A 12,115-nucleotide genomic window follows, 5' to 3' on the forward strand; every position below is an offset into this window, starting at 1 on the left:
TAGATGGAATGGCCTAGAGGCCGAGCTCGCGGGCGATCAGCATCTTCTGCACCTCGGAGGTGCCCTCGCCGATCTCCAGGATCTTCGCGTCGCGGTAGAACCGGCCGACCGGGTACTCGTTCATGAAGCCGTAGCCGCCGAAGATCTGCGTGGCGTCGCGGGCGTTGTCCATCGCCGCCTCGGACGAGACCAGCTTCGCGATGGCCGCCTGCTTCTTGAACGGCTCGCCGCGCAGCATCCGGGACGCGGCCTCGTAGTAGGCCAGGCGCGCGGTGTGCACGCGGGCCTCCATCTCGGCGATCTTGAACTGGATCGCCTGGTAGGTGCCGATCTTCGCGCCGAACGTCTCGCGCTCGTGGGCGTAGCGGACCGACTCGTCCACGCAGCCCTGGGCCAGGCCGACCGACAGCGCGGCGATCGCGACGCGGCCCTCGTCCAGCGTGCGCAGGAACTGGGCGAAGCCGCGGCCGCGCGTGCCCAGCAGGTTCGCGGCGGGCACGCGGCAGTCCTGGAAGGACAGTTCGCGGGTGTCCGAGGCGCTCCAGCCGACCTTCGAGTACTTCTTCGACACCGTGAAGCCCGGGGTGCCGGACGGGACGATGATCGAGGAGATCTCCTTGCGGCCGTCGGGCTGGGTGCCCGTGACCGCGGCGACCGTGACCAGGCCGGTGATGTCCGTGCCGGAGTTCGTGATGAACGCCTTGGTGCCGTTGATGACCCACTCGTCGCCGTCGAGGCGCGCGGTGGTGACCAGGGCGCCCGCGTCGGAGCCGGAACCCGGTTCGGTGAGGCCGAACGCGCCGAGCTTCTCGCCGGACGTCAGGGAGGGCAGCCACTCGGCTTTCTGCTCGTCGGTGCCGAAGCGGTAGATGGGCATGGCGCCCAGCGAGGTCGCCGCCTCCACCGTGATCGCGACGGACGAGTCGACGCGCGCGAGTTCTTCGAGCGTGATGCACAGGGCGAAGTAGTCGCCGCCCATGCCGCCGTGCTCCTCCGGGAAAGGCAGGCCCAGCAGGCCCATCTGCCCCATCTTCGCGACGATCGGGTACGGGAACTCGCAGCGCTCGTAGTAGTCGCCGATGACCGGGGCCACCTCGTCGCGAGCGAACTCCTCGACGGTCTTGCGCAGGTCCTCGTACTCGCTCGGGAGCCTGAAGTCCAACATTGCTGTCACTCCTCGTGAGAGACGACGAGGGCCAGTACCTGGTCGAGTGCGACCTGCTGGCCTGCTTGCACGTTCACTTCGGCGAGCACGCCGTCGACCGGTGCGGTCACGGTGTGCTCCATCTTCATGGCCTCGACCACGAACAACGCTTGACCGGCGGTCACTTCCTCGCCCTGCCGCGCTCGAACGACGAGCACGGTGCCGGGCATCGGCGACTTCACCGGACCACCGGAGGCCGCGGCACCGTCGGCGGCTCCGACCAGGAACTCGGCCTCGACCAACGCCCAGGACGCGCCGTCGTGGCCCAGCCACAGCACGTCGCCGTCGCGGGCCATCGAGTAGCGGCGCGAGCCGACGAGCAGGTCGGCGCCTTCGCGGCGTGCCCAGGCGCGGACCGGTTCTCCTGCGCCCACAACGACTTCTTCGCCACGCACGCGCACGTCGACGTCGTTGATCCGCCAGGTCGTCCAGGCGTGTTCACCTACGCGCCAGCCGCCAAGCTGGTCCCACGGGTCCTCGCCGTGCGGCTGAAGCGAACGCTCCAGGCCGGCCGCCACGTACACCTCGTCCGGGATCTCGGCCGAGGTCAGCGCGTCCAGCTTCCGTTCGACCAGGCCGGTGTCCAGCGCGCCCGACCGCACGTCCTCGTCCCGCAGAAGTGCCCGCAGGAACGGGATGTTCGTCGTGACGCCGAGCAGCACCATCCGGCCGAGCGCGTGGTCGAGACGCCTGAGAGCTTCCTCGCGGGTGCGGCCGTGCGCGATGACCTTGGCGAGCATCGGGTCGTAGTCCGAACCGACGACAAGACCCTCGTACAGACCGGAATCCACGCGGACGTCAGCCGGTTCGCTCAACGCCAGCACGCGGCCGCCGGTCGGCAGGAAGCCGCGCGCCGGGTCCTCGGCGTAGACACGAGCCTCGACCGAGTGGCCGTTCAGTTCGACGGAGACGTCCAGCACCTCGCCGGACGCGACGCGGAGCTGCCACTCGACGAGGTCGACGCCCGTGACCATCTCGGTCACCGGGTGCTCGACCTGCAGCCGGGTGTTCATCTCCATGAAGAAGTAGTCGCCAGAAGCACCGTCCACGATGAACTCGACAGTGCCCGCGCCGACGTACCCGACGGACTTCGCGGCGTCGACCGCGGCGGATCCCATGGCCTCGCGCATCTCGGGCGTGAGGAACGGCGACGGCGCCTCTTCGGTGATCTTCTGGTGCCGCCGCTGGAGGCTGCACTCGCGCTCGCCGAGGTGGATCACGTTGCCGTGCGCGTCGCCGAGGACCTGGATCTCGATGTGGCGCGGGTTCGTGATGAACCGCTCGATCAGCAACGTGTCGTCACCGAACGACCCGCGCGCCTCCCGCCGTGCGGACTCGATCGCCTCGCGCAGCGCGGATTCCTCGTGCACCAAACGCATGCCCTTGCCGCCACCACCCGCGGAAGGCTTGAGCAGCACCGGGAAACCGATCTCCAGGGCCGCGTCGACGATCTCGTCGTCGGACATGCCCGCGCGAGTGCGGCCCGGCACGACGGGCACGCCAGCCGCCGACACCGTCAGCTTCGCGCGGATCTTGTCGCCCATCGCGTCGATCGCCGACGCGGGCGGTCCGACGAACACGATCCCGGCCGCGTCACAGGCCGCCGCGAAGGCCGTGTTCTCGGCGAGGAAGCCGTAACCGGGATGGATCGCCTGTGCGCCAGTGGAAACAGCGGCGGCCACGATCTTCTCGATGGACAGGTAACTCTCGCGGGCCGCGGCGGGCCCGATCCGCACGGCCTCGTCGGCCAGCCTGACGTGCAACGCCTCGGCGTCCGCGTCGGAGTACACGGCGACGGAACGAATCCCGAGCGACCGCAACGCGCGGATCACCCTGACCGCGATCTCCCCGCGGTTCGCCACCAGAACGCTGTCGAACATGATCACATCCGGAAGACGCCGTAGGAAACATCGTCGATGGGGGCGTTCGCCGCACTGGACAGGGCAAGTCCCAGCACCGTGCGGGTGTCACGCGGGTCGATCACGCCGTCGTCCCAGAGCCGCGCGGTCGAGTAGTACGGGTTGCCCTGATCCTCGTACTGCTGGCGGATCGGCGCCTTGAACGCCTCCTCGTCCTCCGCGGACCACTCGTCACCGAGCTGGTCGCGGCGGACCGTCGCCAGCACGGAGGCCGCCTGCTCGCCACCCATCACGGAGATGCGGGCGTTGGGCCACATCCACAGGAAGCGCGGTGAGTACGCCCGGCCGCACATCGAGTAGTTGCCGGCGCCGAAGCTGCCGCCGATGATCACGGTGAACTTCGGGACGCGCGCACACGCCACAGCGGTCACCATCTTGGCGCCGTGCTTGGCGATGCCGCCCGCCTCGTACTCGCGGCCGACCATGAAGCCGGTGATGTTCTGCAGGAACACCAGCGGGATGGACCGCTTGTCGCACAACTGGATGAAGTGCGCGCCCTTCACGGCCGACTCGCCGAACAGGATGCCGTTGTTGGCGACGATCCCGACGGGGTGCCCGTGGATGCGCGCGAAGCCGGTGACGAGCGTCTGCCCGTACTCCTTCTTGAACTCCTGGAACTTCGAACCGTCGACGACCCGTGCGATGACCTCGCGCACGTCGTAGGGCGTCCGGGAATCCGTTGGCACCACGCCGTAAAGATCGTCCGTGACCACCGGCGCCTCGACCGGCGCGACGTCCCACGGACGCTGCGCGCGCGGGCCGAGCGTCGAGATGATCGAGCGGACCATCCGCAGCGCGTGCGCGTCGTTCTCCGCCAGGTGGTCGGTGACGCCGGACGTCCGCGAGTGCAGGTCGCCGCCGCCGAGATCCTCGGCACTGACCACTTCACCGGTCGCGGCCTTCACCAGCGGCGGACCGCCGAGGAAGATCGTGCCCTGGTTCCTGACGATGATCGCTTCGTCGCTCATCGCCGGCACGTACGCGCCACCGGCGGTGCACGACCCGAGCACGGCGGCGATCTGCGGGATCCCGCGCGCCGACATCGTGGCCTGGTTGTAGAAGATCCGGCCGAAGTGCTCGCGGTCGGGGAACACGTCGTCCTGCTTCGGCAGGAACGCGCCGCCGGAGTCGACGAGGTAGACGCACGGAAGGTTGTTCTGCAGCGCCACTTCCTGCGCGCGCAGGTGCTTCTTGACCGTGATCGGGTAGTAGGTGCCGCCCTTGACCGTGGCGTCGTTCGCGACGATCACGCACTCACGGCCGGAGATCCGCCCGACGCCGGTGATGATGCCCGCGGCCGGTGCGTCGTCGCCGTACATGCCGTTGGCGGCGAGCGGCGACAGCTCCAGGAACGGCGAACCGGGGTCGACCAGCGTGTCCACGCGCTCGCGCGGCAGCAGCTTGCCGCGGTCGACGTGACGCTGACGTGCCTTCTCGGGACCGCCGAGCGCGGCGGTGGCGAGCTTGCCGCGCAGCTCGTCGACGAGCGCGGTGTGCTCCTTGGCGTAGCGGTCCGACGGCTCGGCTGCGCTGCGCAGGACAGGTGCGTCCATGCTCCCCAGACCTCAGGTTAGCGGGCGTTAACAAGGCCATGTTAACGCCCGCTCACCTGGCGGTCCACCGGAACGCCTCGAGAGTGACCCGAACGCAGGTCAAGCCGCCTTTCAGGCACTCTCACGTTCCGGAATCAACCTAGCCGATGACTGACCGCAGAGCGGGCAGGTAGCCGCTCTGGTGCCCTGCCCTGTTCGGGTGGTACGACTCCTCGACCGGCCAGCTCAGGCTGTTGAGCCACCAGCTCGACGAGCAGATCTCGTGCCCGGTGAACGCCCCGCGCACGTCGACGTAGCTGAACCCAGCCGCCGCCGCCCGCGCGCCGATGGTGGCGTGCAGCGCGTCGGAACCGGAGTTGATCGCGGCCCGCTTGGTGTCGCTCAGGCCGACGTTGCAGGTACCCGGCACCTTGTAGATGCGCGGGTAGCCGAGCACGACCACGCGCGCGGACGGCGACTTCGACTTGATCGTGTTGTAGACGTTGGTGAGCAGGCCGGGAAGCGTGTTCGCGGCGTAGGTCTTGGCCTGGTTCACCCGGTTGGTGCAGTCCTGATCCGAGCCGAAGGTGCACGTGGTGATGACGTCGGTGAAGCCGGCGTCGTTGCCGCCGACCTGCACGGTGACCAGGTTGGTGGCCGTCGTCAGGGCGTTGGCCTGAGTGAGGACGTCACCTGTTCGCGCACCGGAACAGGCCACGGACTTGAACGTCGCGGGCGCTGTCGCCGCCGCCCAGAGTGCCGGATACGCGAGCGGACCGCGCTTGCAGCTGCCGCTGGCACCGTCATAACTGCCGGTCCCGAGCCCGGAGGCGTAGGAATCGCCCAGCGCGACGTAGTTGACGGGGGCCGCGCTGGCGGGGTTGGCGAGCGCGATGACTGCCGCGGCGGCGGTGACCACCGAGGCGATGAAGTGAGCAGGACGCATCGAAGACTCCCGAAGGGGCCGCAGGGGTGTGATGCAGTGCACGCCAATGGTTACTCACGAGTAAGGGCTGTGTGAAGTATTCGTCAATAGTCAACATTCAGGCCTTGTACCTGCGGAAATTCCCCCCATCGGAGGATGGCGCCGCACGAAAGAGCAGGGGCCCCCGGAGAGACCCTGCTTCGATCGTGTCGAGGACGTAGACACCGAGAGGAACACGGTCGCGCCCTGTTCGTTCGCCTCTCACGCCGGTGACAGCAGCGCACAGCAACGCTTTGATCGTGGAACTCCCCCGGAGTTCGGCAATGGCCTCAACCACACAGGACACCGGTCGTCCCGCCGGGTTGCGCGCACCGTCCCAACGGCACCGACCTGGGGTGCGCGGACCCGAATTGCAGGCCCCGACGTCAGGTAAACGCCTGCTAACCTCCTTCCGTGGTCGAGAAACCCTCACGTCGGGACCAGATCCTCAACGCCGCGGCCGAACTCTTCGCGCGCCACGGCTTCCACGGCGTGGGCATCGACGACATCGGTGCGGCCGTGGGCATCTCCGGCCCGGCGCTGTACCGGCACTTCCGCAGCAAGGACGCGATGCTCGGCGAGATGCTGACGTCGATCTCCGAACGGCTGCTGGACGGCGGCCAGGCTCGGGTGGACGCCGCGTCGAACGCCGACGAGGCGTTGTGGGACCTCATCGGCTGGCACGTCGACTTCGCACTGGACGACCCCGCGCTCATCACCGTGCAGATGCGCAACCTGGCGAACCTGACGGATCCGGACCGCCGGCGCGTGCGTGCCTTGCAGCGCCGCTACGTCGAGGTGTGGGTCGAGACGATCCGGCGCACCGTTCCCGATTTCGACGAGCCGACCGCCCGTGCCGCCGCGCACGCCGTGTTCGGGCTCATCAACTCGACGCCGCACAGCGCTCACCTGGACCGCGACCAGATGGCCTCGCTGCTGTCCCGGATGGCGCTCGCCTCGCTCACGCCCGCCGTCGTACGTTCCTGACCTGGCGGACTGGCGATCAGCCGAGACCTGTCCGTAACCTTGCCCGACAATGGGCGCGCGCAAACTCCTCCTCCGACTTCCGGCCTGGTTCCGGTTCACGGTGATCACGCTCGCGGTGTTCGTCTGCGGGGTGATCGCCTCACGTCCGGCGACCGGCGACAACGGGGTTCCGCCGAGCGCTGACGTGATCGCCGCGGCCAACGCCGTCACCGCGTTCGTGGCTCCGTCCGCGACGCACGACCCTTACGTCAACCTGCCATCGGACTTCGCCCGTGAGATGGGCCGCGATCCCAAGACCGTGACAGCGCCGGACGGGACGCTCAGGGTCGTCGACGCGGGTGGCGGGTGCTCGGGACCGGCCGGGGACACGGAGTGGGACTTCAGCACCGGGTGCCGTGCGCACGACCTGGGCTACGACCTGTTGCGCTACGCCGAACACAAGGGTGAACCGCTCGGGCCTCAAGCGCGCAAGGCGCTGGACGACAGGCTCACGATCGACCTGCACGCGCAGTGCCGGCTCAACCCGCGCGGCGCCGAGCAGACCTGTCACGCGGTGGCCGAGACCTACGCGCTGGGGCTGAAGTTCAACTCGTGGCGGCAGCGGTGGGGGCCGCCCGGCCACGAACCCGTGGTGGCATGGGCGTTCGGCAGCGCGGTCGTGGTGTTCCTCCTGCTGGCGCGCCTGCACGGCCGCCGCCGTGACGACTCGGGCACCGCGAACTCGCTGCCCCTGGTGCTGAAGTACGCCGAGCAGGACCGGTACGCCACGTTCCTGCGGCTCTTCAGCCTGGCGTTGCTCGTGCTCGGCGAGACCGTGGCGACGCTCGCGCACCTCAGAGGCTCCGGGACGTCGTGGCTGTGGGCGTTGCAGGCGGTGCCGTTGTTCTTCTTCGCGGGCGGGCACGCGAACCTGCGCAGCTGGCAGGCGCACCAGGGCGGTTTCGGCTGCTGGGTGTCGAGCCGGACGTCGTGGCTGCTGCGGCCGGTGCTCGCGTTCGTGCTGCTGTGGGTGGTGCTGTTCGCGGCGCTGAACCTGATGGACGTCAAGGTCGACGCCTACAGCCGGTTGATCACGCATCCGTTGTGGTTCGTCGGGGTTTACCTGCTCGCCGTGGCCGCGACGCCGGCCGCCGCGTGGCTGCACCAGCACTTCCGCCGCACCGCGCCGTTCGTGCTGATGCTCGTGACGCTCGGGGTCGAGGTCGCGCGCACTTCGACGGACTGGAAGACCGGCGGGTACGCGAACCTGATCGTCGGCGCGTTGCTGATGCAGCAGATCGGCTTCTTCTACGCGGACGGCACGCTGACGAACCTGTCGCGCCGGACGCTGGCCGCGCTGGGCGCTGTCACGTTGCCCGCGTTGGTGTTCTTCAGCGACTACCCGCGCTCGATGATGGTGCTCGGCGTGGCGCAGGTGTGCCTGGCGCTGCTGGCACGCGAACGGGTCACCTCGTGGCTCGGCGGCCGGTGGTGGCACGTCGTGGACTTCGCCCGCCGCGCGCCGATGACGGTGTACCTCGCGTACCTGGCCGGGGTCGGCGCGCTGGTCGGGTTGCTCGGGCTGACGCAGGCGCCGAGCTGGCTGCTGCTCGGGCTGGTGCCGCTCATCCTGCTGTTCCACCGGTTCGAACGGCGCCTGGTCCGGCTGCCGCGGCTCCAGCACGAGTCGCACCGCACCCGGCTCGCGACGGCGATGGGCGTGTCGTTCGGGACGCTCGGCGTGCTCGGGTTCGTGGTGAGCGGGTTCCTCGGCGACGGCGTGCTGGTGCTGCTGCCGGTGGATCCGCTGCAGAACCTCATCCACCTGCTGCTCGGCTGGTACCTGATCCACACGGCCCGCACCGGCAGCTGCGACACCCGTCTGCCGTGGCTGCTCACCGCGCTGGCGTGCGTTCCGCCGATGCTGGCACTGGATCCGGCTCCGCCGGTGGTGGCGCTGCACGCCGTGGCGATCGGCCTCGCAGTGCTCGGAGCCATCCCCAGGTCACGGCCGCGCACACCGGCAGCCACAGCAGTCGCTGCCACACCCAGCCCGGATGATCTGGTGGCTGCTGGAGCCCCGGCAACGGCCCCCACGCGCTGAGCGCCAGCGTCACGGTGACCAGCGCGCTCTGGTGCGCCAGGAAGATCCCCAACGCGCGTTTGTTCAGCCATGCCACGGGTTTCGTCGTGCCGAGCCTCGTCAGCAGCGGCGCGATCGTGAGCACCAGACCGATCTGCGCGAACGCCAGCGCGAGCGTCGCGTAGTTCGGCGGGTTCAGGTTCGAGACGGCCTCACCGGGAATTCCCACCGCGGACAACGGATAGCCGCCGAACGTCGTCAGCAACGCGTACCCGATCGCGCCCAGCACCAGCAGCAGCGGCCCGGGAATCCTCCTGCGCGCCAGCGAGTAGCCGAGCTGCCAGGCCGCCCACCACACCGCGTACGGCACCACCAGCACCAGCACGACCGGGACGAGCACACCCCACGAGTACTCGTCCAGCCTGCGCACCAACGGTTTCAGCGCCAGCAGCACCAGGTGGACGCCGAAGAACCACAGCGGAGTCGTGACGAGGAACCCGATGTTCCAGGCGGTGCCCTGGTCGACGCCGCGCAGAATCAGTCCGAAGAGGACAGCCGCCCAGCAGCCGAGCATCAGCGACGTCGGCACAGCAAGCTGTTTCAGCCTGACGAGGAACGGCGTCGTCGAGTGCGCGGCCGCGTAGCCGCCCACGAAGAAGAACAGGCCGAGCGCCTGCAGCACCCAGGAAACCGGGGTGAGCGAGAACAGGTGCTTCAACGGACTGTCGATGTACATGCCGGTGGGCGTGTCCACCAGCGAAGTCACCAGCCAATGGCCGAGCACGACCGCGACGACGGCCAGCGCCCGCACGGCGTCGATGAACGGATTCCTCACAGCTTCTCCCCCGAAGCGATCCGGACGAGCGCGCCCAGCGTCTCGCTGCCCGGTTCGTAGTAGGTGTCGTGTTTGCCGCCCTCGAACCGCAGCACGGTCGCGCCGAAGCCGTCCGAGGCCGGATCTGTTCCGTGCCCGAGGTCGAACAGCCGGGCGTTGGGCACGAACCGCATCCAGTCGCCGCTCGACCGCAGCGCCCACACCTTCGCCCGCGTCCCCAGCTCCGCCACGGACTTCGCCCGCACACCAGGACTTCCGGTGAACACGATGTCCGTCACGTCCAGTTCGTGTGCCGCGAGTCCGACCACGACCGTGCCGTAGCTGTGGCCGTAGACGTGGATGCGCGCGTTGGTCTGCAAAGCCCGCACGAAGTCGACCAGGGCATCAGCTCCCTGACGGGCCAGCGAGCCGGTCACCGCGTCCACCCCGAGCCCCTGCGGCGTCCGGTATCCGAGCCACGCGATCACCGCGAGGTCGCCGCGGTGAGCCTGCGCGTGGAGGTCGACCGCCATCCGCCCGACGGTCCGGTCGAACCTGTCGACGTCCACGTCGGACCCCGGCACGACGATCACGACGTCGCGTGCGGTGCTCAGGTCACCGACGATCGCGACCCGGCGGGCGACGTCGGAACGCCACTGCGCGATCGACGGCGCGACCGACGGCAGGGCGATCAGCAGGAGGAACAGGACGGCTCGGCGCATGAACCGAAACTAGGAAGACCACGAGCCCCGAATCGTCACGCCGGCGTGCTGCTTTTCCGTTGCTACCCCGGTATCACGAGCCCGCTCTCGTAGGCCGCGATCACGGCCTGGGCGCGGTCACGTAGGCCCAGTTTGGTGAGCACTCGACTCACGTGCGTCTTCACGGTCTGCTCGGCCAGCACCAGATGCGCGGCGATCTCGGTGTTCGACAGGCCCTGCGCGATCAGCACGAGGATCTCGGTCTCGCGCTCGGTCAGCACGCCCAGCTGCGCGGGCCGCACGCGGTCGGAGCGCCGTGCCCGCACGAAGTCCTCGATCAGCCGCTTGGTGATCGACGGCGCCAGCAGCGCCTCCCCCGCGGCCACCACGCGGACGGCGTTGAGCAGCTCACGGGCCGGCGCGTGCTTGAGCAGGAACCCGCTCGCACCGGCCTGCAACGCCTCGTAGACGTAGTCGTCGAGGTCGAACGTCGTCAGCACCAGCACTTTCACCGCCTGAGAACCGTCCAGCAACAACCTCGTAGCCGTCAGGCCGTCCATCTCGGGCATGCGGATGTCCATCAGCACGACGTCCGGTTTGACCGTGCGTGCCAACGCGACGCCCTGCACTCCGTTGCCCGCCGCGCCGATGACCTCGATGTCGTCCTGTGCGTCGAGCAGCGCGGAGAAGCCCTCGCGCACCATCTCCTGGTCGTCGACCACGACCACCCTGATCACTTGTCCCCCAACGGAATCCTCGCCCGGACCATGAACCCGCCGTCCTCGGTCGACTTCACGGTCAGCGTGCCACCGTGCACGGCGACGCGTTCCCGCATGCCCACCAGACCCTGCCCGCTGCCGCCGCCCCTGGACGGCCCGCCGGCGGTGTTGCGCACCAGCACGTCCAGCCGGTCGCCGTCCTTGCTCACGTGGACGGACGCCTTCGAACCGGGCGAGTGCCTGGTCGCGTTGGTGAGCGCCTCCTGCACGATCCGGTACGCCGTCAGGCCGACCGCCTCCGGCACGTCGTCCACGTCGATCTCGGCCTCGTCCCCCGGCCGCACGAGCTCGGGGATGCGGCTGATACCCGGCTGCGGTTCGCGTTCCAGCGCCTGACCGTTCGTCCTGAGCACGCCCAGCAGGCGCTGCATGTCGACGATGGCCTCGCGCGCCGCCTCACCGACCTCGGCGAACTCCTTGACCGCGTCCTCGTTCAGTCCTTTGAGGCGGTAGGGCGCGGTCTCGCACCTGACCACCACCATCGACATGTGGTGCGCCACGACGTCGTGCATCTCGCGTGCGATGCGGGCCCGTTCCTCCAGCGCGGCCTTGGCGTCGCGCTCTTCCTCGAGTTCGCGTTCGGCTCTGCCGCGCGCACCGAACAGGTAGACCGCCGCGGCGACGATGGGCACGAAGAGCGCCCTGTCCGCGGCCTGCGGTTCGGAGGCGATGATCAGCGCCATGGTGATCACCGTGGCCGCGACGACGATCCAGCGCGAGTAGAACCCCGCGACCGCGACGAACAGCGGTATCGCGGTCCAGTACTGGAACGCCGCGGCGCCCTCACCGTCCCACAAGAGGCTGACGAGGTAGAAGCCGGGCACCGCCAGCCGCCAGGCGTAGAGCGGCGACCAGATCAGCAGCACGTACGGCACGACCGTCACCAGGAAGATGACGACCCACCAGCCGTCCGAGTCCGCCTGGCGCACGTAACCGGCGCTGGCGACGATCGCCCACACGAGAGCGTAGATGATCAGCGCGGCGTGCACGGGGATGCGCAACCGCCCGAGCACCTTGGCGAGTACGCGGGTGCGATCGGGACCTAAGACGGTTCGGTACAACGTGCGGAACACCACCCGATGCTAGGTGGATCCGTTGATTCCCACATTGACCTGCGGAGTGACATACCCCGGTAGCACTCTGATCAAGATGG

At 69.0% G+C, this 12,115-nt stretch carries 9 protein-coding genes and 1 pseudogene; 2 read left to right on the forward strand and 8 right to left on the reverse strand.

Translation table 11 applies throughout. From position 1 onward, the window contains the following. Positions 1-13 precede the first annotated feature (13 nt). From ACIRG5_RS31845 to ACIRG5_RS31860, 4 genes are all read right to left on the reverse strand, one after another. Positions 14-1,165 (reverse strand): acyl-CoA dehydrogenase family protein, encoded by a 1,152-nt coding sequence (locus ACIRG5_RS31845; RefSeq protein ID WP_402911516.1) that lies wholly within the window; start codon positions 1,163-1,165, stop codon positions 14-16. Between the two features lie 5 nt (positions 1,166-1,170). After that, positions 1,171-3,084: an acetyl/propionyl/methylcrotonyl-CoA carboxylase subunit alpha gene (locus ACIRG5_RS31850; protein WP_402911518.1), complete on the reverse strand. Its 1,914-nt coding sequence runs from the start codon at positions 3,082-3,084 to the stop codon at positions 1,171-1,173. A gap of 2 nt (positions 3,085-3,086) precedes the next feature. After that, on the reverse strand, positions 3,087-4,676 hold the full coding sequence (locus tag ACIRG5_RS31855) for a carboxyl transferase domain-containing protein (protein WP_402911521.1): 1,590 nt from the start codon (positions 4,674-4,676) through the stop codon (positions 3,087-3,089). A 139-nt stretch (positions 4,677-4,815) separates the two neighbouring features. Further along, positions 4,816-5,601, reverse strand: a complete 786-nt coding sequence (locus ACIRG5_RS31860; protein ID WP_402911524.1) for an SGNH/GDSL hydrolase family protein — start codon at positions 5,599-5,601, stop codon at positions 4,816-4,818. A gap of 432 nt (positions 5,602-6,033) precedes the next feature. On the opposite strand from ACIRG5_RS31860, the gene ACIRG5_RS31865 reads away from it, so the two are divergent. Continuing rightward, positions 6,034-6,606, forward strand: coding sequence for a TetR/AcrR family transcriptional regulator (locus ACIRG5_RS31865; RefSeq protein WP_319975302.1), 573 nt, complete (start codon positions 6,034-6,036; stop codon positions 6,604-6,606). A 277-nt stretch (positions 6,607-6,883) separates the two neighbouring features. After that, positions 6,884-7,117 (forward strand): annotated as a pseudogene (locus tag ACIRG5_RS31870) (hypothetical protein); the annotation flags it as partial. Positions 7,118-8,480: 1,363 nt separating this feature from the next. Here the strand turns inward: ACIRG5_RS31870 and ACIRG5_RS31875 are convergent. From ACIRG5_RS31875 to ACIRG5_RS31890, 4 genes are all read right to left on the reverse strand, one after another. Continuing rightward, the gene (locus tag ACIRG5_RS31875; RefSeq protein ID WP_402911527.1) at positions 8,481-9,503 is read right to left on the reverse strand and encodes an acyltransferase family protein; all 1,023 of its coding nucleotides are present in this window, start codon (positions 9,501-9,503) and stop codon (positions 8,481-8,483) included. Further along, complete coding sequence (locus ACIRG5_RS31880) at positions 9,500-10,204, reverse strand: alpha/beta hydrolase (protein WP_402911529.1); 705 nt, start codon at positions 10,202-10,204, stop codon at positions 9,500-9,502. The genes ACIRG5_RS31875 and ACIRG5_RS31880 overlap by 4 nt, the downstream gene beginning before the upstream one ends. A 62-nt stretch (positions 10,205-10,266) precedes the next feature. Then, positions 10,267-10,920, reverse strand: a complete 654-nt coding sequence (locus ACIRG5_RS31885; protein WP_402911532.1) for a response regulator — start codon at positions 10,918-10,920, stop codon at positions 10,267-10,269. Beyond that, complete coding sequence (locus ACIRG5_RS31890; protein ID WP_402911534.1) at positions 10,917-12,035, reverse strand: sensor histidine kinase; 1,119 nt, start codon at positions 12,033-12,035, stop codon at positions 10,917-10,919. The genes ACIRG5_RS31885 and ACIRG5_RS31890 overlap by 4 nt, the downstream gene beginning before the upstream one ends. Between the last annotated feature and the right edge of the window lie 80 nt (positions 12,036-12,115).

The organism is Lentzea sp. NPDC102401, assembly GCF_044765805.1.
Taxonomy (GTDB): domain Bacteria; phylum Actinomycetota; class Actinomycetes; order Mycobacteriales; family Pseudonocardiaceae; genus Lentzea; species Lentzea sokolovensis.

Coding starts and splice junctions, on each gene's coding strand:
- ACIRG5_RS31845 (WP_402911516.1), bottom strand. CDS start 1,165: ATGTTGGACTTCAGGCTCCCGAGCGAGTACGAGGACCTGCGCAAGACC.
- ACIRG5_RS31850 (WP_402911518.1), bottom strand. CDS start 3,084: ATGTTCGACAGCGTTCTGGTGGCGAACCGCGGGGAGATCGCGGTCAGG.
- ACIRG5_RS31855 (WP_402911521.1), bottom strand. CDS start 4,676: ATGGACGCACCTGTCCTGCGCAGCGCAGCCGAGCCGTCGGACCGCTAC.
- ACIRG5_RS31860 (WP_402911524.1), bottom strand. CDS start 5,601: ATGCGTCCTGCTCACTTCATCGCCTCGGTGGTCACCGCCGCCGCGGCA.
- ACIRG5_RS31880 (WP_402911529.1), bottom strand. CDS start 10,204: ATGCGCCGAGCCGTCCTGTTCCTCCTGCTGATCGCCCTGCCGTCGGTC.